At 64.6% G+C, this 21,202-nt stretch carries 15 protein-coding genes; 7 read left to right on the plus strand and 8 right to left on the minus strand.

Annotated elements, in window-relative coordinates:
• The first annotated feature begins 88 nt into the window (after nt 1-88).
• Nucleotides 89-2,374: an Orn/Lys/Arg decarboxylase N-terminal domain-containing protein gene (locus P3T43_RS21825; protein WP_429283116.1), complete on the plus strand. Its 2,286-nt coding sequence runs from the start codon at nt 89-91 to the stop codon at nt 2,372-2,374.
• 2 nt (nt 2,375-2,376) lie between these two features.
• A complete protein-coding gene (locus tag P3T43_RS21830) occupies nt 2,377-3,099 on the plus strand; it encodes a lysozyme inhibitor LprI family protein (protein ID WP_429283117.1) in 723 nt (240 codons plus the stop codon).
• A 24-nt stretch (nt 3,100-3,123) separates the two neighbouring features.
• Here the strand turns inward: P3T43_RS21830 and P3T43_RS21835 are convergent, their stop codons facing one another.
• The 4 genes from P3T43_RS21835 to ppc all read right to left on the minus strand — a co-directional run bounded on the left by P3T43_RS21835 (nt 3,124) and on the right by ppc (nt 10,054).
• The gene (locus tag P3T43_RS21835) at nt 3,124-4,047 is read right to left on the minus strand and encodes a bestrophin family protein (protein ID WP_429283118.1); all 924 of its coding nucleotides are present in this window, start codon (nt 4,045-4,047) and stop codon (nt 3,124-3,126) included.
• Between the two features lie 268 nt (nt 4,048-4,315).
• Complete coding sequence (gene argH / locus P3T43_RS21840; protein WP_429283119.1) at nt 4,316-5,722, minus strand: argininosuccinate lyase; 1,407 nt, start codon at nt 5,720-5,722, stop codon at nt 4,316-4,318.
• Between the two features lie 98 nt (nt 5,723-5,820).
• Nucleotides 5,821-6,636: a helix-turn-helix transcriptional regulator gene (locus P3T43_RS21845; protein ID WP_429283120.1), complete on the minus strand. Its 816-nt coding sequence runs from the start codon at nt 6,634-6,636 to the stop codon at nt 5,821-5,823.
• Between the two features lie 283 nt (nt 6,637-6,919).
• Nucleotides 6,920-10,054 (minus strand): phosphoenolpyruvate carboxylase, encoded by a 3,135-nt coding sequence (gene ppc, locus P3T43_RS21850; RefSeq protein ID WP_429283121.1) that lies wholly within the window; start codon nt 10,052-10,054, stop codon nt 6,920-6,922.
• A 457-nt stretch (nt 10,055-10,511) separates the two neighbouring features.
• Between ppc and hemC the strand changes: the two genes are divergently transcribed.
• The 3 genes from hemC to P3T43_RS21865 are packed head-to-tail and all read left to right on the plus strand — an operon-like array spanning nt 10,512 to nt 14,697.
• Nucleotides 10,512-11,495, plus strand: coding sequence for a hydroxymethylbilane synthase (gene hemC, locus P3T43_RS21855; RefSeq protein ID WP_429283122.1), 984 nt, complete (start codon nt 10,512-10,514; stop codon nt 11,493-11,495).
• Nucleotides 11,495-13,504, plus strand: coding sequence for a fused uroporphyrinogen-III synthase HemD/membrane protein HemX (gene hemDX, locus P3T43_RS21860; protein ID WP_429283123.1), 2,010 nt, complete (start codon nt 11,495-11,497; stop codon nt 13,502-13,504). Before hemC ends, hemDX begins: the two co-directional genes overlap by 1 nt.
• A 2-nt stretch (nt 13,505-13,506) precedes the next feature.
• Nucleotides 13,507-14,697: a heme biosynthesis protein HemY gene (locus tag P3T43_RS21865; RefSeq protein ID WP_429283124.1), complete on the plus strand. Its 1,191-nt coding sequence runs from the start codon at nt 13,507-13,509 to the stop codon at nt 14,695-14,697.
• A 35-nt stretch (nt 14,698-14,732) separates the two neighbouring features.
• Here P3T43_RS21865 and P3T43_RS21870 read toward each other — a convergent pair whose 3' ends face one another.
• Both P3T43_RS21870 and P3T43_RS21875 read right to left on the minus strand, forming a co-directional pair.
• The gene (locus tag P3T43_RS21870; RefSeq protein WP_429283125.1) at nt 14,733-15,491 is read right to left on the minus strand and encodes an SDR family oxidoreductase; all 759 of its coding nucleotides are present in this window, start codon (nt 15,489-15,491) and stop codon (nt 14,733-14,735) included.
• A gap of 123 nt (nt 15,492-15,614) precedes the next feature.
• Nucleotides 15,615-17,054, minus strand: coding sequence for an aldehyde dehydrogenase family protein (locus P3T43_RS21875; protein WP_429283126.1), 1,440 nt, complete (start codon nt 17,052-17,054; stop codon nt 15,615-15,617).
• Between the two features lie 177 nt (nt 17,055-17,231).
• Between P3T43_RS21875 and ppa the strand changes: the two genes are divergently transcribed.
• The gene (ppa, locus tag P3T43_RS21880; protein ID WP_429283127.1) at nt 17,232-17,759 is read left to right on the plus strand and encodes an inorganic diphosphatase; all 528 of its coding nucleotides are present in this window, start codon (nt 17,232-17,234) and stop codon (nt 17,757-17,759) included.
• Nucleotides 17,760-17,837: 78 nt separating this feature from the next.
• On the opposite strand, the gene P3T43_RS21885 is transcribed toward ppa, so the two are convergent.
• Nucleotides 17,838-18,158, minus strand: a complete 321-nt coding sequence (locus P3T43_RS21885) for a GIY-YIG nuclease family protein (RefSeq protein ID WP_429283128.1) — start codon at nt 18,156-18,158, stop codon at nt 17,838-17,840.
• Between the two features lie 3 nt (nt 18,159-18,161).
• Nucleotides 18,162-19,331 carry a GNAT family N-acetyltransferase gene (locus P3T43_RS21890; protein WP_429283129.1) on the minus strand — a complete coding sequence of 390 codons (1,170 nt, stop codon included), beginning with the start codon at nt 19,329-19,331 and terminating at the stop codon, nt 18,162-18,164.
• 138 nt (nt 19,332-19,469) lie between these two features.
• Between P3T43_RS21890 and P3T43_RS21895 the strand changes: the two genes are divergently transcribed.
• On the plus strand, nt 19,470-21,158 hold the full coding sequence (locus P3T43_RS21895) for an NAD+ synthase (RefSeq protein WP_429283130.1): 1,689 nt from the start codon (nt 19,470-19,472) through the stop codon (nt 21,156-21,158).
• Nucleotides 21,159-21,202: the final 44 nt, after the last annotated feature.

Here is a 21,202-nt window from a genome sequence, read left to right on the forward strand (position 1 = left end):
CTCGCAGCGCACTGACCCACCCGGAAATACAGGTGACCGCTGCTCTTTACCAAAGAAGGCAGCGGTCGTTCCTTTTGGAGAATCGCCCATGAAGTTTCGTTTTCCCGTCGTCATCATTGACGAAGATTTCCGCTCCGAGAACATCTCGGGTTCCGGCATCCGGGCTCTCGCCGAAGCAATCGAGAAAGAAGGCGCGGAAGTGCTCGGGCTGACGAGCTATGGCGATCTGACCTCCTTCGCGCAGCAGTCGAGCCGTGCGTCGTGCTTCATCCTCTCGATCGACGACGACGAACTGCTGCCGTATGTCGATAACGTCGCGGTCGAGGGCGAGACGCCGGAGCTGGCCGCGGCGATCGTCGCCCTGCGCGCGTTCGTGACGGAAGTGCGCCGCCGCAACGCCGACATTCCCATTTTCCTGTACGGCGAAACGCGCACCTCGCGCCATTTGCCCAACGACATCCTGCGCGAACTGCACGGCTTCATCCACATGTTCGAGGACACGCCGGAGTTCGTCGCGCGCCATATCATCCGCGAGACCAAGGTGTACCTCGATTCGCTCGCGCCGCCGTTCTTCAAGGAACTGGTGCAGTACGCGGACGAAGGTTCGTATTCGTGGCACTGCCCGGGTCACTCGGGCGGCGTGGCGTTCCTGAAGAGCCCGCTCGGCCAGATGTTCCACCAGTTCTTCGGCGAGAACATGCTGCGCGCGGACGTGTGCAATGCCGTCGACGAACTCGGTCAGCTGCTCGACCACACTGGTCCGGTGGCCGCGTCCGAGCGCAATGCCGCGCGCATTTTCAGCGCCGATCACGTGTTCTTCGTGACCAACGGCACCTCGACTTCGAACAAGATCGTCTGGCACGGCACGGTGGCGCCGGGCGACATCGTGCTGGTGGACCGCAACTGTCACAAGTCGATCCTGCACGCCATTACCATGACCGGCTCGATTCCGGTATTCCTCACGCCGACGCGCAACAACTTCGGCATCATCGGCCCGATTCCGCGCAGCGAATTTGAGCCTGAGAACATCAAGCAGAAGATCCTGGCGAATCCGTTCGCCCGCGAAGCACTGGCGAAGAACCCGGGACTCAAGCCGCGCATCCTGACCATCACGCAGAGCACCTATGACGGCGTGATCTACAACGTCGAGATGATCAAGGAGATGCTCGGCGACTGGCTCGACACGCTGCACTTCGACGAAGCGTGGCTGCCGCACGCCGAATTCCACGAGTTCTATCAGGACATGCACGCGATTGGCGCCGGCCGTCCGCGCATCGGCGCGCTGGTGTTCGCGACGCACTCGACGCACAAGCTGCTGGCCGGCATTTCGCAGGCGTCGCAGATTGTCGTGCAGGACTCGAAAAACAGCCGCTTCGACAAGCACCGCTTCAACGAAGCCTATCTGATGCACACCTCGACCAGCCCGCAGTACGCGATCATTGCGTCGTGCGACGTGGCCGCGGCGATGATGGAAGCGCCGGGCGGCACCGCGCTGGTGGAAGAGTCGATCGCCGAGGCGCTCGATTTCCGCCGCGCGATGCGCAAGGTCGACGACGAGTACGTCGACGACTGGTTCTTCAAGGTGTGGGGTCCGGAGCAGTTCGCGGACGAGGGCATCGGTTCGCGCGAAGACTGGATGCTGCGCCCGAACGACGCGTGGCACGGCTTCGGCCCGCTCGCCGAAGGCTTCAACATGCTCGACCCGATCAAGGCGACCATCGTCACGCCGGGTCTGGACATGGACGGCGGGTTCGGCGACTCGGGCATCCCGGCTGCGATCGTCACGAAGTACCTGGCCGAGCACGGCATCATCGTCGAGAAGACCGGCTTGTATTCGTTCTTCATCATGTTCACGATCGGCATTACGAAGGGCCGCTGGAATTCGATGGTGACTGAGTTGCAGCAGTTCAAGGACGACTACGACAACAACCAGCCGCTGTGGCGCGTGTTGCCGGAATTCGTCGCGCATCATCCGATGTACGAACGGGTTGGGCTGCGCGATCTGTGCGAGCAGATTCACAGCGTCTACCGTGCCAACGACATTGCACGCCTGACCACGGAGATGTACCTGTCGAGCATGGAGCCGGCCATGAAGCCGTCCGATGCGTTCGCCAAGCTCGCGCACCGCGAGATCGACCGGGTACCGATCGACGAGCTCGAAGGCCGCGTCACGTCGATTCTGCTGACGCCGTATCCGCCGGGCATTCCGCTGCTGATTCCGGGCGAGCGCTTCAACAAAACGATCGTCAACTATCTGCGCTTTGCGCGCGAGTTCAACGAGCGCTTCCCGGGCTTCCATACGGATATTCACGGTCTGGTGGGCGAAACGATCAATGGTCGCATCGAGTACTTCGTCGATTGCGTGCGCGCCTGACAATGAGAAGGCCGCAACAGACCGGCGGCGCGTGGTGGCGCGCCGCCGCCATGGCGCTGACGATGGTGTCGTTTGGCGGGTGGGTGCCGACCAGCGCCCACGCGGAAGTGGCCGCGGCCGATCCGATCGACGCCGCGATGCGCGCCTGCCTCGCGCGCAGCGACATGTCTTCGACGGCAGGGCAGGTGCAGTGCATGCAAGCGGCGCGGCTCGGCTGGCAGTCCGCGATCGACGTCGCGTATCAGCAATTGCAGTCCAAATTGCCGACGAACCAGCGCAGGGCATGGGACGAGAGCCAGAAGCGCTGGAACGCCTCGCGCGATGCGCAGTCGTCGTTGTACGACGCCGTGTTTGCCACGACGCACGGCACTTCATATCAGTTGAACGAAGCGGACATGCAATTGCAGCCGGTGCGCGACCGCGCGCTATCGCTGCGCAGCGCGGTGGCCGCGGCTGGCGCGGGCGCGAGTGCGCCGACGCGTCTGCGCGCATGTAGCGCGGATGCGCTGTGCGAGCACGCCTCGTTCGATATGAACCGCTACTATCACCGGTTGCAGACACGGCTGCCGGCGCGGGCGCGTCCGACGCTCGTGAAGGCGCAGGGTGCGTGGGCCGCCTATCTCGATGCTGCAGCGGCAGTGACGGACGAACGCGGCCGGGTCGACATCATCGGCGCTCGCGTCGCGACACTCAAGCGGTTGTCGGATACGGTCGGGCATGATTGACGGGCGCGCTTTTTCAGCTCGACATCAGTTCAGCACGTAATCCTCCTGACCGGGCCTCGCAACTTCGAGTTGCGGCTCGCCGAGCAGATCGCGCAGGGCGTCTTCAATATAGAAGGACATGACAGTGAGGGCGAGATCGTTGTCGTCCGTCCCGAAGGGCTCTTCAATTTGTGCTGCGATCGCTTCGTGGGCCATGAACGTGTAGGCCACGAATACCGAGAAGAGCGGGGTAAAGATGCCGATGCTGTCCACCAGTCCGAACGGCAGCGACGCGCAGAAGAAGTAGACCGTTCGGTGAATCATCACCGAATAGGCGAACGGCAGCGGCGTGGAGACGATGCGCTCGCAACCGCCAATGACATCCGACAAACCATTCAGATTGCGATCGAAGGCGAGCACGGCCATCTGATCGATGGCGTCTGTGCGCGCGTGGCGCTGCACCCATTCGCCGAGCCACAGCATGAGGGCGGCGGGACGATAACGGGCGGTCATGACACGTTCGAGCAGCGGTTCGGGCAGGCGCGCGGCAAGGTCTTCGGCCGGGTCGGTTTTGCGTAGTTGATGCCGCAGCGCGTGAGGAAGCGTACCGAGCACATGGACGAATTTGTGCACATCGGCGGGATCGAGTGCTTGCCGGGGCAGGGTGAGCGCCTGGCGGGTCATCGAGCGCGCTTCGTTGAGCAGTTGTCCCCATAGCTTGCGGGCTTCCCCCCAGCGGTCGTAGCTCGCGTTGTTTCGAAAGCCGAGGAACACGGCGAGGGCGATGCCGATGAGCGAAAAGGGCACGGGGCTTAGCCTGACCGTCACCTTGAGGATGTGCTCGTGGGCCGCGACGGCGACGACCGAGATGCAGAAAATCATAAACAGGCGCGGCAGCAGGCGCGGCAAAACGGAGCCTCGCCAGGCTAGCAGCATGCGGAACCAATGCAGGTTGGGGCGGATGATCATTTAGATGGCTTTTTGATCTTCGGTAGGGAGCTTTGCTTTTTATTATCGCCAATGTGCGGATGATTGGGCTTTTTTGCCTTGGCATTTCCTTGCCACACACGTCGTGCAAAGGCTGCATGTGCCATGCCGGATCGATTTCATCGGACAACTTTAATCGCGGACCATGCCCAGGCTGCGCGGACTAAAAAGCAAAAAGGCGAACCCTTCGCAAAAAGGGTTCGCCTTTCATGGCCCATGGCCCATGGCGCGCGGGGCGCGAGCGGGAAAACTAGTTCAACAAGGCCCGCGCGGCATTAACGGCTTCCCGCACCTGCTGCGGAGCCGTTCCACCCGGATGATTCCGGCTAGCCACCGACCCTTCGAGCGTCAGATACTCAAACACATCCTCACCGATAAGGTGAGCCACATTGGGCAATTCAACCCGCATCTCATCAAGCGAAAGATCCGCCAGATCGCAATTGCGATCGACACAAATCCGTACTGCATGTGCGACCGCCTCATGTGCGTCACGGAACGGCAAGCCGCGCTTGACCAGGTAATCCGCCAGATCCGTTGCCGTGGAAAATCCCTGCAACGCGGCAGCCCGCATAGCCTGTGGCTTGACCGTAATGCCCGCCACCATCTCAGCAAAAATCCGCAACGTATCCGCCACCGTATCCACGGTGTCGAATAGCGGTTCCTTGTCTTCCTGATTGTCCTTGTTGTACGCCAGCGGCTGACCCTTCATCAACGTCAGCAACGCCATCAAATGGCCATTCACCCGGCCCGTCTTGCCACGCGCCAGTTCCGGTACGTCCGGGTTCTTCTTCTGCGGCATGATCGACGAGCCCGTGCAGAAGCGGTCCGCCAGATCGATAAAGCCCACCCGCGGACTCATCCACGACACCAGTTCTTCCGAGAAACGCGACACGTGCGTCATCACCAGCGCGGACGCCGCCGTGAATTCAACCGCAAAGTCGCGGTCGGACACGGCGTCCAGCGAGTTTGCGCAAATGCCGTCGAAGCCCAGCGTCTTCGCCACCGCGTGACGGTCGATCGGGTAGCTCGTGCCGGCCAGTGCCGCTGCGCCGAGGGGCAGCCGGTTCACGCGGGTGCGGCAGTCGCGCATGCGCTCAGCGTCGCGCGTGAACATTTCCACGTACGCCAGCAGGTGATGGCCGAACGTTACCGGCTGCGCCACCTGCAAATGCGTGAAGCCCGGCATGATGGTTTCGGCGTTCTGTTCGGCCAGATCGATCAGCGCACGGCGCAGATCCTTCAGCAAGCCCACGATCCGGTCGATCTCGCCACGCAGCCACAAACGGATGTCCGTTGCGACCTGGTCGTTGCGCGAGCGGCCTGTGTGCAGCCGCTTGCCCGCGTCGCCGATCAGCGCCGTCAGGCGCGCTTCGATGTTCAGGTGCACATCTTCCAGGTCGAGTTGCCACTCGAACTCGCCACGCTCGATTTCACCCTTGATCTGCGCCATGCCGCGCTCGATGGACACGAGGTCGTCGGCGCCGATGATCTTCTGCGCAGCCAGCATCGCCGCGTGCGCGAGCGAGCCCTGGATATCGACGAGCGCCAGTCGCTTATCGAAGAAAACCGACGATGTATAGCGTTTGACGAGCTCCGACATCGGCTCCGAGAAGCGAGCCGACCAGGCTTCGCCTTTTTTGTGCAGTTGGGACGTCATGGTGTTGGGGCAGTGAAGAACGTGCGGTGGAAAAGCTCTCGACGGTAGAGGCGCCGCCGAAACGAACAAGGCATCGATTTTAACATCCGGCGGCGCGGCTACTCCCGTACCAGCACCACCAGCTTCAGATCCTCCCGGTGCGCCGGCTTGAAGGTGATCTGGTCGTACACGACCCGTCCGTCGCGCGGATGGTTGAATTCGCGCCGGCCGCCTTCGCGCTCGCCCACGTCCTGCGACGCCCAGAAGCGGGCAAACGCGTCGCTCGTGCTGGTCAGCGTGTCGATCAGGCCGCGCGTGGGGGCGTCCGTCAGGTGGCGGATCGAGTCGGCGCGAAACTCGGCGGCCAGCCGTCGGGCGCGCGTCTCCCAATCGACAATCAGTTCGCGCGCCGCCGCTTCCGTAAAGGTGAAGCGCAGCAGATTGCGGTCATGGCTGCCATCAAGCCAGCCCACGAACAGGTCCGCGGCGCGCTCGTTCCACGCCAGCGCATTCCATTGCCGGTCCAGCACGTAAGCGGGCGCGTTGACCAGTTGCACCGTTTCGAGCAGCGTCGCGGGGGCGTCGGCGGCAGCCGGGTCAGGCTCGGCCGGGTCGCGCTGGGCCGCCAGTTCGAACAGATAGGCCCGCTCGGCGCGCGACAGTTGCAGCGCCACGGCGATCCGCGCCAACGCATCGGCAGATGCCGAAACCGGCCGTCCTTGTTCGATCCACGTGTACCAGGTGGGGCTGACACCGCACAACTGCGCGACTTCCTCGCGCCGCAAGCCCGGCGTGCGGCGACGCGGGCCAGGCGGCAAACCGACCGCCTGCGGCGACAGCCGCTCGCGGTGCGCGCGGATGAAATCGCCCAGCGCGTGCGCGGGCGTCGCATCGAGCGGAGGCGGGGAAGGATCGGCGGAGGACGGCGTGCTCATCGTGTCGGCAAAGGGGGAGGTGGGGATACCAGAATAATTGCTCGATCTGTACTGGTACAAGGCGCCTCTATTGTAGCGGTGGGAACCGCATGTGCGTGCATCCGTGGTGCGTGCGGTCGTCAACTCCTTCGCTGCCGCTGCCGCTGAGCTGCGACCGCCCACCACTCCGCAGCAGAGCGACCGCGCAAAACAAAGCGCTCCGTACTGCTATGCAGTACGGAGCGCTTCGGATATCCCGCTCAGAAAATCATGCGCGCCGGTGACAAATCCCTTCACCCCGGCATCAGCCGGTATTACGCAAGCCCGCCGCAATCCCGTTGATGGTCAGATGAATCCCGCGATTCAGGCGGACATTCGTCTCCCCTGCGCGGTGGCGCTTGAGCAGTTCCACCTGCAGGTGATTCAACGGATCGAGGTAAGGGAAGCGGTTCTTGATCGAACGTGCGAGCAGCGGGTTATCCGCCAGGCGTTCGCTCTTGCCGGTGATTTCCGTCAGCACGCGCGAGGTGCGTTCCCACTCCGCGACGATACGCTCGAACACATGCTTGCGCAGCTTCTTGTCGGTCACGAGCGCGGCGTAACGCGAGGCGACCGCGAGGTCGGTCTTCGCCAGCACCATGTCCATGTTCGACAGCAGATTCGAGAAGAACGGCCACGTCTTGTGCATTTTCTTCAGGAGCGCAAGGCGGCGGGTGCGCTCGGCATCCGAGGGCGCGCTGTCCAGATGCGCGGCCACCGCGCTGCCGAAGCCGTACCAGCCGGTCAGCAACAGGCGGCATTGGCCCCACGAAAAACCCCACGGAATGGCGCGCAGGTCTTCGATCTTGCGTTGCTTCGGATCCTGCAGCTTGCGCGAGGCCGGACGGCTGCCGATGTTCAGTTCGGCAATTTCCGCGATCGGTGTGGACTCGAAGAAATACTCCTTGAACCCAGGTGTCTCGTAGACCAGCGCGCGATACGACGCCATCGCCGCGTCGGATAGTTGCTGCATGGTTTCCTCGAAGGCCGGCAATTGCGCGGGCGTGTTGCCGTGCGGCAGCAACGAGGCTTCGAGGGTGGCAGCGACCACGGTTTCGAGGTTGCGCCGGCCGATTTCCGGATTGCCGAACTTGCTGGCAATCACCTCGCCCTGTTCGGTCAGGCGAATCTGACCGTCGACCGTGCCCGGCGGTTGCGAAAGGATCGCCTGATAGGTCGGGCCGCCGCCGCGTCCGACTGTGCCTCCCCGGCCGTGGAACAGGCGCAGCGTCACGCCGCGTTCGTTAAAGAGCGCGACCAGCGCGAGTTCGGCGCGATACAACTCCCAGTTGGACGTGAGGAAGCCGCCGTCCTTGTTGCTGTCCGAATAGCCGAGCATGACTTCCTGCTCGCCGCCCTGGTGTTCGATCAGCGAGTCGACCCCTGGCAGCGCGATCAGATCGCGCATGATGTGCGGCGCGTTTTGCAGGTCGGGAATCGTCTCGAACAGCGGAATTACCATCAAGCCAGCCTTGGCCGGGTGATGCGCGTCGCCAAGGAGGCCGTGCAGCAGACCGGTTTCCTTTTGCAGCAGCATCACTTCGACCAGATCGCTGACGGTTTCCGTGTGGGAAATGATGTAGTTGCGCACGGCGCGCGTGCCGAACTTCTCGCGCGTCACGCGGGCGGCTTCGAGCACGCCCAGTTCGCTTTTCACGAGTTCCGAGTAGTCCAGATACGGCGAGCGCAGCAACCGCGGTTGCGCGAGTTCGGCGAGCAGCACGCGTAGCTTGTCGGCTTCGGACAGGCCGGCGTAGTTTTCTTCGACGCCGGCGCGCTGGAGCAATTCGGCAATCACCGCTTCGTGGATATCCGAGCTTTGCCGCAAGTCGATGCTGGCGAGGTGGAAGCCGAATACTTCGGCGGCACGCGCCAGCGGCGACAGACGCGGGCTCGCCAGCGACGCGCCGTGATGTTCGGTGAGCGAATCGATCAGCACATGCAGATCTCGCGCGAAGGCGTCGGCATCCTCGTATGGTTGCGCCCGCACCGGAGCCGCGCCTCGTCCGGCGCTGCGCAACGGCACGGCGCCTTCCCCGAGCCGCACGCGCGAGCTTGCCGCCAGCCGCGTATAGATGCCGATCAGCGCCCGACGATACGGCTCGTCGACGCGGTGCGGCGACTGGTCCGGCGACGCGGCGGCCAGCGCCTTCACGGCATCGCTCGCACCGGTCAACAGGTTGGACACCGAGAGCTCGGCGCCGAGCTTGTGCACCTGCTCCAGATAGTGTTCGAAGATCACTGCGGCCTGGCGCGTGATCGCTTCTTCGAGCGTCGCGGCGCTCACGTTCGGGTTGCCGTCGCGGTCACCGCCAATCCAGCTGCCCATCTGGAAGAACGCCGGCAGACGCGCGTCGAGACCGTGCTCGGCGAGCGCGGCTTCGATATCCGCGTACAGGGCGGGAATTTCTTCGAGGAAGGTCGCACGGTAGTACGACAGCGCGTTCTCGATTTCGTCGGCCACCGTCAGGCGCGCGTCGCGCAGCATCCGCGTTTGCCACAGCGAGGTGACGCGGGCGCGCAGCATGGCTTCGTTGTGGGTGCGTTCGCGCTCGGTGAGCGGCTGGTCGCGCTCCGCAAGCAGGTGGGCGATGTCGTGCTGGGCGTCCAGAATGCTTTTGCGCTGCACTTCGGTTGGGTGCGCGGTGAGCACCGGAACGATCAGCGCGTCGTTGAAGAATTGCTGCAAGACCGGCGTGGCGGCGGCGTTGGCTTCCATCAGCCGTTCGAGCGCGTAGGCAATCGTGCCGGATTGCGCGGCTGATCCGGCCAGCGCGTGGATGCGGTGGCGGCGGTTGCGATGACGGTCTTCGGCGATGTTCGCCAGGTGCGAAAAATAGCTGAACGCCCGCACCACGCTCACGGTCTGTTCGGGACTCAGCGAGCGCAGCTTCTTGTCGAGCGTCTGCGCGGCGCTGCTGTCGTCTTCGCGGCGAAACCGCACGGCGGTCTGGCGGATTGTCTCGACCACGTCGAATACCGCGTCGCCTTCCTGCTCGCGCACCACGTCGCCCAGCAGGCGTCCCAGATAGCGGATGTCCTGGAAGAGCGGCTGGTCCTTGTCCTCGCGGGTGCGGCTGCCGGCTTTCTGCGCGGGCGCCGCGGCCTCTTTCGATACCGCATGCAGGACCGTGGCTGCCACGTCGTTGCCGGCCTGCGGCCTCACGGCCTTGCTGGCTTTGGCGCTGCTGGCCGCCTTGTCGGCTTTGACTGCTTTGGCTGGCTTGCCTGGCTTGACCGCTTTGGTGGCCTGTTTCGACTTGGCCGGACTGGCGGTGCTGCGTTTGGACAAGGCGCTGGACGTGGCCGGTGCGGTAGGGGCGACTACGGGCGCACCCGCAGAACCGTTGAGCGATGCAGTGTTGCGGCGGGCAGGGCGCGCCGATCCGGAAGACGTCACGATGGGTTTCCTCAGGGAAGCCAGGGTCTAAAGAGAGAAGGACTGCTACTACTTGAACACTGCGCACGAACTGCGAACGGCGCATGGACTGCGAAGCACGACGTTTGCGCGGCAGCCGCGCGACACGGGCCGCCCGGCGAACTGCACGAAAAAACGCTACGGCGAGAGCGGCACAAAGCGGAGCGGCAAACAACGCTGCCAGCAGGCGGGAGAGGCGAGGCCCCCGGTGCTATCGCGCGGTACGTCGCATTGCATCATCCCGCATGATGCGGCCGGGCGCGCGAACGATCGTGCGTGAACGGCGGCATGGCATGGGACTGAAGCCTTCCGACGTAGCGCGAGCGGGCCCGTCTCCTCCGACGGTGGCGCGCCAGCCTGGCCAACAGGCCGATAAAACAAGGCTGGAGCGCGTGCTAACATTGTTTGTTATTACTCCCCGTCATCCACTGACCTTGCAATGAACTCCGAGACGCTTTCGGCGCCACCGCCTTCGACCCTTGTCATCGCTTCGCGGGAAAGCCGCCTTGCGATGTGGCAGGCCGAACACGTGCGGTGTGCGCTGCACAAATTATATCCATCTTGTGACGTAAAAATCCTCGGGATGACGACACGTGGCGATCAAATTCTCGATCGCACGCTATCGAAGGTCGGCGGTAAGGGCCTGTTCGTGAAGGAACTGGAAAACGCCCTGGCCGAGGGCCGCGCCGATCTGGCCGTGCATTCGCTCAAAGACGTGCCCATGGAGCTGCCGCCGGGCTTCACGCTGCCCACCATCATGGAGCGCGAAGACCCGCGCGATGCCTTCGTCTCGAGCACCTACGATTCGCTTGCCGCGCTACCCGCGGGCAGCGTGGTGGGCACTTCCAGTCTGCGTCGCGAGGCGATGCTGAGGGTGCGTCATCCGCATCTGGTGGTGCAGCCATTGCGCGGCAATCTGGATACGCGGCTCGCGAAGCTCGACCGAGGCGATTACGCGGCCATCATTCTGGCCGCTGCCGGTCTCAAGCGTCTGGGTCTCGGCGAGCGCATTCGCGCCTACCTCGATCCGGCCGACTGTTTGCCGGCGGCGGGGCAAGGCGCGCTCGGCATCGAGATTCGCGCGGGTCGTCCTGAACTGGAAGCCTGGCTTGCACCGCTGCATCACGAGCACACCGCGGCTGCCGTCGAGGCGGAGCGGATGGTGTCGCGCGCGCTGGGCGGCAGTTGCGAAGTGCCGCTGGCGGCCTATGCCAGCTGGCATGACGGCGCCTTGCATCTGCGCGGCATCGTGGCAACGCCCGACGGTCAGCGCGTGCTGAGCGCGCAGGCCTCGGCACCCGCGCCGACGATCGAACGGGCACTGCAGTTGGGCCGAGAGGTGGCGAGCGCGCTCGAAAGCCAGGGTGCGCTTGAAATCGTCCGGGCGCTCAGCACGGCGAGCGGTCCGGCGACTGCCGCGTGATGGCTGCAGCGGCAGGCATCAACTCATCCCCCAACTCGAACGGCGCGGCGCCGTATACGGTCGTCGTCACGCGTCCGGCGGGACAGTCGACGGCGCTGGCCGCGCAACTCGCGGCCGCCCGCATCGCCACGCTCGACTTCCCGCTGATCGACATTGCGCCCGCTGAAGACCTTGCGCCATTGCATGCGGCGCTAGGCGCGCTCGAACGTTATGCGCTGGTGGTGTTCGTCTCGCCCAACGCGGTCGACCATGCGTTTGCCGAGTCCGGCGCGATCTGGCCGCATGCGTTGCCGGTCGGCGTGGTCGGCCCGGGCAGCGTCGCGGCGCTCGCCCGGCACGGCGTCGAAGCGCCGGCGTATCAGGTCATCAGTCCCGCGGTTGCGGCGGACGACGAGGCGGCGCGCTTCGACTCCGAGGCGCTCTTCGCCGCCATCGACGCCTCGCTGGGCGCGGCCTCGCTCGAAGGCCGGCGCGTGCTGATCGTGCGCGGCGACGGCGGCCGTGAATGGCTGGCCGAGCGGCTGCGCGAAGCGGGCGTCGAAGTGGAAACCGTGGCGGCCTACCGGCGTCTCGTGCCGGAGCCATCAATGGCCGCCTGGACGCGCGTGCACGAGTTGCTGGCGGGCGAGCCGCATGCATGGCTCGTCACCAGTTCCGAGGGCGTGCGCAACCTGGACGAGCTCGCGCGCGAGCACCTGAACGGCGTCGAGATCGCGCAATTGAAGCGCGCCACGCTCGTCACGCCACATCCACGTATCGCGCAGACCGCGCTGGGACTGGGTTTTGATAGCATTACGGTGTCGGGTGCGGGCGATGAACGCATTGCCCGTGCCTTGCTTGCTGCCGTACCTTCCGTTGTTCAACCGGTACCGACCAACCCGGCTCACTCACGCATGACAGAAACGAACGCTTCCACGAACGCTTCACCCCAGCCGGCTGCGACCACCGCGTTGCCGCCCAATCCCCCCTTCACGCCCTACGAAGCGCAACAGCGCCGCAGCGCGAGCGGACCGCTGCTGTGGTTTGTCGTGGTGATCGTTGCGTGTGCTGCCATAGCCGGCGGCATTGCGCTCAATCGCAAGGTCATCCGTCTCGACCAGCAGTTGACGCAGCGCCAGCAGGCCAACGACGCGCAGACTGCCGCGCTCAGCGTGAAGACCGATCAGGCCGTGGCGACCGTGCACGAGATCGATTCGCAGATGTCGCAGCTCGAGGGTAAGCTGACCGATGCGCAGCAGGCCGAGCAGGCGCTGCAACAGCAATACGCGGACCTCGCCCGCAATCGCGACGACTGGACCCTCGCCGAAGTGGGGCAGATGCTCTCCAGCGCGAGCCAGCAGTTGCAACTGACGGGTAACACGCAGCTCGCGCTGTTCGCGTTGCAAAGCGCCGATACGCGTCTGGCTGCCTCGGACGGCGCCCAGGTGATGGCGGTGCGCAAGGCGATTGCACAGGACATCGACAAGCTGAAGTCGGCGCCGTCCACCGACCTGACCGGCCTCGCCATCAAGCTCGATAACGCGATCGACCAGGTCGACTCGCTGCCGCTCAGCGGCGAAGCGCTGATTGCGCACACGGTGCCGCATGCCACGACGCCGGCCGATTCCGCGCAGATCGCGGCGGCCACCGGCGAGCCGCGCTGGAAAGTGTGGTGGCAGCAGTTCTCGGCGGGTATCGCCCAGCAGTTGACGAGTCTCGTGCAGGTGCGCCGCATCGACAACGCCGATGCCATGCTCGTCACGCCCGACGAGGGCTACTTCGTGCGTGAGAATCTGAAGCTGCGCTTGCTGTCGGCGCGCCTCGCGCTGCTTTCGCGCAACCAGACCATGCTGAAGTCCGACCTGCACGCGGCCGACGCGGCGCTTGGACGCTATTTCGACAACGCATCCAAACGCACGCAAACCGTGCGCGGGCTGGTGAACGACGTGGACGCGGGCTCGGCGGCGGTTGAAGTGCCGAACCTGAATACGAGCCTGCAGGCCGTCAATCAATACCGGAGCCGGGGTTAATCATGGCAATCCGGGGACTTCTTTGGCTGGCCTTGCTGTTTGTCATCGCTGTCGCGCTGGCGACGGTCGGGCGTTTCGATGCCGGACAGGTGTTGCTTGTCTATCCGCCGTACCGCGTGGACGTGTCGCTGAACCTCTTCGTAGTCGCACTCGTCGTGCTGTTTATCGTGGTGTACGCGTTGCTGCGCATCGTGCGCAACATCTGGCGCATGCCGCAGCGCGTGGCCGCGTACCGGGCGCGTTCGCGTGTGGCGAAAGCACATGCGGCACTGCGCGATGCAATCGGCAATCTGTATGCCGGCCGCTTCTCACGTGCTGAAAAGGCGGCCCGCGACGCACTCGCCAACGGCGACAACAAGGGGGCAGCGGGGCTGGTGGCGGCGACGGCCGCGCACCGCATGCACGAATACGCACGGCGCGACGAATGGCTGGCGAAGATCGACGAGCCTGACTGGCAGGACGCGCGCCTCATGGCAACCGCCGACATGCGCGCCGACGGCCGCGATGCGGACGGCGCGCTCGCCGCGTTGACGGAGATGCAATCGCAAGGCGGACGCCGCATTCATGCACAGCAGATCATGTTGCGTGCGCAGCAACAGTTGAAGAACTGGAGCGAGGTGCTCAAGCTGGTCAAGACGCTCGAAAAACGCGAGGCGATTCACCCGGCGGTGGCGGTGCGTTTGCGCCAGCTCGCAGCCGAGAACCTGCTGCGCGACCGTCGTCATAACGCCGATGCGCTGCTGGAACTGTGGCATTCGCTTTCGCCCACCGAGCGGCACTCTCCGCGCCTCGCCGATCTGGCGGCTGAACTGCTGGTGACGCTGAATCGTCCGCAGGACGCGCGCAGGATCGTCGAAGAAGCGCTGGCGCAGAACTGGGACGCACGTCTGTTGCGCCGCTATCCGGATACCGCCGGCGGCGACGCCTTGCCGCTGATCCAGAAGGCTGAAGGCTGGCAGAAAGAACGTCCAGAGGACGCCGATCTGATGTTCACGCTGGGCCGTCTGTGCCTGCATCAACAGCTGTGGGGCAAGGCGCAGTCGTTCCTCGAGACGGCGCTGAAGCTGGCCGACAACGAGACGCTGAAGATCCGTTCGCATCGGGCACTGGCGCGATTGCACGAACAGCTCGGCGATGGCGAGAAGGCGAGCCTGCACTATCGGGAAAGCGCGCTGGCGATGAATGTGGTGTGAGCGCGGGTTCTCGGGGCGAGCAACCTCCGAGGTGACTACACGCAGCGCCCGCCGTCCACTTCGAGGCAAATGCCGGTGATGAAATCGGCTTCGTCCGAGGCCAGATACAGGCAGGCGTTAGCGATATCCTGCGGCGTCGAAAAACGGCCGAGCGGGATGCCGGCCAGAAAGCGCTTGCGGTTCTCGGGCGTATCTTCGACGCCCATGAACTCGGACAGCAACCCGGTTTCGCCGATCACGGGATTCACGCAGTTCACGCGGATGCGCTCCGGTCCCAACTCGGCGGCGAGCGCCTTGCTGGCGATGATGACCGCGCCTTTGCTGCCGTTGTACCAGACGAGGCCCGGCCGGGGCCGCACGCCTGCGGTCGAGGCGATATTGATGAACACGCCGCCGCCTTGCTCGCGGAAATACGGCACGAACGCCTGCACGCTCCAGTAGATGCTCTTGACGTTGACGGCATAGACGCGATCGAACTCGGCCTCGGTCACCTCCAGCACCGGCTTGTTGCGATGCGTCGTGCCGGCATTGTTGACAACCACCTGTACGCTACCGAAATCTTCGAGCGCCGCCTCGCGCAGCCGATCCCAGTCGGCGCGCTGCGTGACGTCGCCGGGCACGGCGATAGCCTTGCCGCCCGCCAGTGCGATTTCGCTCGCGACGCGTTGGGCGGCAGCAGCGTTCAGATCGTTGATGACCACGTTCGCGCCTTCGTGCGCATAGGTCTTGGCAATGCCCTCGCCGAAACCCGAGCCGCCACCCGTGACGATGGCTGTTTTACCTGTCAACCGCATGATGTCTCCGTATGGGTTCGCGTGGGTATTGCTCGCTGCATCTGCCTGCGCCTGCCTACGCCTGCACCTGCGTCTGCGTCTGCACATGGGCTGATGCTTCCGCCCACGCGGCTGCCGATCCGGCTAACCGTGCCGGATTGCCACCGTTTTCAGCACGGTGAAGCCGTAAAGCGCCTCGAAGCCTTTCTCACGGCCATGGCCGGAATGCCTGACGCCGCCGAACGGCAATTCGATCCCGCCGCCCGCACCGTAGTTGTTGATGAACACCTGGCCCGAACGCACCCGCCTCGCGAGGCGCAACTGGCGCGCGCCGTCGCGTGTCCAGATGCCGGCGACGAGTCCGTACGGCGTGCCATTCGCGAGCGCGACCGCTTCGTCTTCGTCGGCGAAGGACATGGCGGCGAGCACCGGTCCGAACACTTCCTCGTTGGCCAGCCGGTGGCCTGGCGGCACATCGCGCAACAGTGTGGGCGCCTGATAGAAGCCGGTTTCCGGCGCCTCGTGGATCACTTCGCCATGCGCCGCCATGGCAATGCCGTCGTGATGCGCGTCGGAGAGGAAATCCCACACACGTTGCTGCTGTCTGGCACTGATGAGCGGCCCGCAGTCGAGATCGGCGTGTGATGGGCCGACCCGCAGCGCACTGAACGCGGCGCCGAGGCGGTCGAGCAGGGGCTCGTAGATCGACCGCTCGATCAGTACGCGGCTGCCCGCAGAACAGGTCTGTCCGGCGTTTTGCACGATCGCCGCAACGAGTACGGGCAACGCCGCGTCGAGATCGGCGTCGGCAAAAACGAGTTGGGGCGACTTGCCGCCCAGTTCGAGCGTGACCGGGACGTGATTCTCGGCGGCCATCTGCGCGACCAGCTTGCCGGTCTGCGGCGAACCCGTGAACGAGATGTGGTCGATACCGGGGTGACGCGCGAGCGCGCTGCCCGCTTCGTGGCCGTAACCCGTGACGAGGTTCAGCGCGCCGGCCGGCAAACCAGCCTCTGCGGCAAGTTCGGCGACTCGCAGCACTGACAGGCAGGCGTCCTCCGCCGGTTTGACAACGCAGGCGTTGCCCGCCGCGAGCGCCGCGCCGACGCTGCGGCCGAAGATCTGCATCGGGTAGTTCCACGGCACGATGTGGCCGGTCACGCCGTGCGGCTCGCGTACCGTGAAAACGGTGTAGCCGGTCTGATAGGGCAGGGTTTCGCCGTGCAGCTTGTCGGCGGCGCCCGCGTAGAACTCGAAATAGCGGGCCAGTGCAGCCGCGTCCGCGCGCGCCTGGCGCAATGGCTTGCCGGTGTCGCGCGCTTCGAGTTGCGCCAGTTCTTCGTGGCGCGCGGCCACCAGCATGGACAGGCGGTACAGAACGCGGCCCCGGTCGGCGGCGCTGGCCGCACCCCATGGGCCTTCGAAGGCGCGCCGCGCGGCCCGTACCGCAGCCTCGATATCCGCTGCGGTGCCGCGGGCCAGTTGCGCGAAAGGCTGCCCGTCGGACGGATCGAGCACGGGAATCGTCTCGCCGCCGGCCGGGGCGACCCATTCGCTGCCGATGAAGTGTTTCGCTTCTTCCATGCATGCTCCCGTACTCGCGTTCGCAACGATTATCGCGCCGATCGTCCGGGCGGTGCCATCGGCCGTTTGGCTATAATGACGTATTCCGCACGTCCGGCCCGCCGTGCCGCGCCCAACCTCCGTTAGGCGTCGTATTGCGCGCTGTGTTCCGAATTTCATCCTGTTCAGAGAGCCCTCATGAGCTTCAATCACGTCCCCGCTGGCAAAGATCTTCCGCACGATTTCAACGTCATCATCGAAATCCCGGCGCAAAGCGATCCGGTCAAGTACGAAGCAGACAAGGATCTGGGCCTGCTCGTCGTCGACCGCTTCATCAGCACCGGCATGCGCTATCCGGCCAATTACGGCTTCATTCCGCAGACGCTGTCGGGCGACGGCGACCCGGTCGACGTGCTGGTGATCACGCCGTTCCCGCTGCTGGCTGGCTCGGTGGTGCGCGCACGTGCGCTGGGCATGCTGCAGATGACGGACGAATCGGGCGTCGACGCCAAGCTGGTCGCGGTGCCGCACGACAAGGTCTGCCCGATGACGGCCAGCCTGAAGTCGATCGACGACGTGCCGGCGTACCTGAAAGACCAGATCAAGCACTTCTTCGAACAGTACAAGGCGCTCGAGAAGGGCAAGTGGGTGAAGGTCGAAGGCTGGGCCGACCTTGAAGCCGCGCACAAGGAAATCAGCGAAGGCGTGGCGAACTACCAGAAGTAAGCTCGTCAGCTGTTCCAGAAGTAAAAGACCGCGCTGACCCGGAGAGGGCAGCGCGGTTTTTTCATACGGCGGCAAACGTTATTGATCGCCTGACGCCTCGGCCTCTGTACTCGCTTCGGTCTGCGTCGGCACGGGTAACACCGATTCGAGCGTGCGCACTCCCGCCGCCAGTGCCCGCTTCTCAGGCGCAGTCAAACGCTTGACCCAGTACTCCGCGCTCGACGCGCTCGAGCGGTCCGCGAGTTCGAACGACGCCAGCACCTGCAACGGCTTGCGCGAGCGCGTATAGCGCGCGCCGGTGCCATTCAGGTGCTTCTCGAAGCGCGCCTCGACGTCGACGGCGATGCCGGTGTAGACGCTGCCGTCAGCGCATTCGATCAGATAGAGAAACCACGGCATCGCTTAGCTCTTGAACGGATTGTGGTCGCGCAACTCGTCGACGTAGGCGTGGATGCTGTTCGTTTCGCTGTCGAGAAAACGCGCCACGGCATCGGAAAACCCCGGGTGCGCGAGCCAGTGCGCCGAACGCGTGACGGTGGGCAGAAAGCCGCGCGCCATCTTGTGCTCGCCTTGCGCGCCGCCTTCGAACACGGCGAGTTTCTCTTCGATGCAGAATTCGAGCGGCTGGTAATAAGCGGTTTCGAAGTGCAGGCACGGCACGTGTTCGAGCGCGCCCCAGTAGCGGCCGAACAGCGTGCCGCCCGTTTTTTCATCGCGCTGATACACCACCAGCGAGCTCGCAATCGGCTTGCCGTCATATTCGGCGATCACGAGCAGCAGGTTCTCCGGCATCGTTGCGCCGATGGTGCGGAAAAATTCGAGGTTCAGATACGGACTCGAAAAGTGCTCACGGTAGGTCTGCTTGTAGCATTTGACGAAGAAGCGCCATTCGGCGTCGCTGATGTCTTCGCCGCGCACGCGGCGCATCGTCACGCCCGCTTCGCGCACCTTGCGGCGCTCCGCGCGGATGTTCTTGCGCTTCTTCTGTTCGAGCGTCGAAAGGAACTCGTCGAAGTCGCGATAGCCGTCGTTCAGCCAGTGAAACTGCACTCCTTCGCGCTGCATCATGCCAAGTTCCGTGAGCAGGTCGGCCTCGCTGGCGGTCGGAAACAGGACGTGCAGCGACGACACGTCCGCCTGTTCGGCAAACGTCACGAGCGTCGCGGCGAGCTGGCGCAGCGCGTGCGGGCTGGCGGCCAGCAGGCGGTTGCCCTGCACCGGCGTGAACGGCACGGCGCACAGCAGCTTCGGATAGTACGCAAGGCCGTTGCGCTTGTAGGCGTCGGCCCAGGCCCAATCGAACACGTACTCGCCGTAGGAATGGCCCTTCAGGTACACCGGTGCCGCCGCCACCAGCCGGTCCGTGTGCGGGTCGGTCAGCGTGACGAACTGCGGCGCCCAGCCGGTATCGGCGACCGCGGCCTGGCTCGCATGCAGCGCGCTCAGGAACTCATGCCGCAGAAATGGCGTGGGCTGTGCCTGCTGGGCGAGGAGGGCGTTCCACTCGGCGGCGTCCACCTCGGAGGGTGAGGCCAGGATGCCCGTGCGATAATCAAAGCGTTGCTGGTTCAATCTGTTTGACTGTTCCTGATCTGAGCGGTGCTCCGCGCGTAGCGAAGCGTCGTTCGTTTGTCCGTGTGTATGTCCGTTGCGTCGAGCGATCTCGCTCGCCGTAACCGGCAAGCCGCGCGGCTTGCCCCCGATCCTGCCATGAAGACCCGAATCGCTCTTGCCCAACTCAATGTCACCGTCGGCGACTTCGCCGGCAACGTCGCCAAAATCGTCGCCGCGGCTCGCGCTGCGCACAACGACGGTGCGAAGCTGCTCGTCGCGCCGGAACTCGCGCTGTCCGGCTATCCGCCTGAAGACCTGCTGCTGCGCCCCGCCTTCTATGCGGCTAGCGCCGCTGCATTGGCCGATCTCGCGGCGCAACTGAAGCCGTTCACCGGCCTGCACGTCGTGGTCGGTCATCCGCACCGCGACGCCGCGCACGGCCATGGTAAAGCAAACGCGCCAATCGAGCGCGGCGTGCCGCCAACCGATACGTTCAACGCCGCTTCGCTGATCGTCGACGGTGCGGTGGTGGGCACCTATCTGAAGCAGGATCTGCCCAACAGCGAAGTGTTCGACGAGAAGCGCTACTTCGCGTCGGATCCTCAGCCGTTCGTATTCGAGCTGGACGGTGTCAAGTACGGCATCGTGATCTGCGAGGACGTCTGGCACGCGCCGGCGGCGCAGCAGGCCAAGGCAGCCGGCGCCCAGGTGCTGCTGATTCCGAATGGTTCGCCGTACCACCTCAACAAGGAAGCCGTGCGGGTCGACATGCTGCGGGCGCGAATCCGCGAGACCGGCCTGCCGATGGTCTACGTGAACATGGTCGGCGCGCAGGACGAACTCGTGTTCGACGGCGGCTCGTTCGTGCTGGACGGCAACGGCGAAATGGTCGCGAAGATGGCGCAGTTCGAAGAGGGGCACGCCATCGTCGAATTCGACGGCGCGCATCCCGTGTCCAGCACGATTGCACCCGAGCAGTCGCTGGAGGCGCAGGTGTATGCGGTGCTCGTCATGGGCGTGCGCGATTACATCAACAAAAACGGCTTTCCGGGCACGCTGATCGGTCTGTCGGGCGGCGTGGATTCCGCACTGGTGCTGGCCGTCGCCTGCGACGCGCTCGGCGCCGAGCGGGTGCGTGCGGTGATGATGCCGTCGCGCTACACAGCGGACATCTCGACCACCGACGCCGCCGAGATGGCGCGCCGGGTCGGCGTGCGCTACGACGAGATCGCAATTGCACCGATGTTCGACGCCTTTCGCACTTCGCTCGCGGATGAGTTTGCCGGCCGCGCGGAAGACGCTACCGAAGAAAACATCCAGGCACGGATTCGCGGCACGTTGCTGATGGCGTTGTCGAACAAGTTTGGCTCGATCGTGCTGACTACCGGCAACAAGAGCGAAATGGCGGTCGGTTATTGCACCTTGTACGGCGACATGGCCGGCGGTTTCGCCGTCATCAAGGACATCGCCAAGACGCTGGTTTACCGCCTGTGCCATTACCGCAACGCGGCGACGACATTCCCCAGCCAGAACATCATTCCGGAGCGGATCCTCACGAGGGCGCCGTCGGCCGAACTGCGCGAGAACCAGACCGATCAGGACAGCCTGCCGCCGTACGAGGTGCTGGACGCCATCATGCGCATGTACATGGAAGAAGATCGCTCGCTGGCCGAGATCATTGCGGCGGGGTATGCGGTGGACGACGTGAAGCGCGTCACGCGCCTCATCAAGATCAACGAATACAAGCGGCGTCAGGCGCCGATCGGCATTCGCGTGACGCATCGTGCGTTCGGCCGCGACTGGCGTTATCCGATCACGTCGCGCTACACCGAGCCGGTCGAGTGAAGCAGGACCGGCTTGCGGGTCGCGCCGCAGCGTAGAATCAAACC

The organism is Paraburkholderia sp. GAS41 (assembly GCF_050436545.1).
Taxonomy (GTDB): Bacteria; Pseudomonadota; Gammaproteobacteria; order Burkholderiales; family Burkholderiaceae; genus Paraburkholderia.

Coding starts and splice junctions, on each gene's coding strand:
- P3T43_RS21825 (WP_429283116.1), top strand. CDS start 89: ATGAAGTTTCGTTTTCCCGTCGTCATCATTGACGAAGATTTCCGCTCC.
- P3T43_RS21830 (WP_429283117.1), top strand. CDS start 2,377: ATGAGAAGGCCGCAACAGACCGGCGGCGCGTGGTGGCGCGCCGCCGCC.
- P3T43_RS21835 (WP_429283118.1), bottom strand. CDS start 4,047: ATGATCATCCGCCCCAACCTGCATTGGTTCCGCATGCTGCTAGCCTGG.
- argH (WP_429283119.1), bottom strand. CDS start 5,722: ATGACGTCCCAACTGCACAAAAAAGGCGAAGCCTGGTCGGCTCGCTTC.
- P3T43_RS21845 (WP_429283120.1), bottom strand. CDS start 6,636: ATGAGCACGCCGTCCTCCGCCGATCCTTCCCCGCCTCCGCTCGATGCG.
- hemC (WP_429283122.1), top strand. CDS start 10,512: ATGAACTCCGAGACGCTTTCGGCGCCACCGCCTTCGACCCTTGTCATC.
- hemDX (WP_429283123.1), top strand. CDS start 11,495: ATGGCTGCAGCGGCAGGCATCAACTCATCCCCCAACTCGAACGGCGCG.
- P3T43_RS21865 (WP_429283124.1), top strand. CDS start 13,507: ATGGCAATCCGGGGACTTCTTTGGCTGGCCTTGCTGTTTGTCATCGCT.
- P3T43_RS21870 (WP_429283125.1), bottom strand. CDS start 15,491: ATGCGGTTGACAGGTAAAACAGCCATCGTCACGGGTGGCGGCTCGGGT.
- P3T43_RS21875 (WP_429283126.1), bottom strand. CDS start 17,054: ATGGAAGAAGCGAAACACTTCATCGGCAGCGAATGGGTCGCCCCGGCC.
- ppa (WP_429283127.1), top strand. CDS start 17,232: ATGAGCTTCAATCACGTCCCCGCTGGCAAAGATCTTCCGCACGATTTC.
- P3T43_RS21885 (WP_429283128.1), bottom strand. CDS start 18,158: ATGCCGTGGTTTCTCTATCTGATCGAATGCGCTGACGGCAGCGTCTAC.
- P3T43_RS21895 (WP_429283130.1), top strand. CDS start 19,470: ATGAAGACCCGAATCGCTCTTGCCCAACTCAATGTCACCGTCGGCGAC.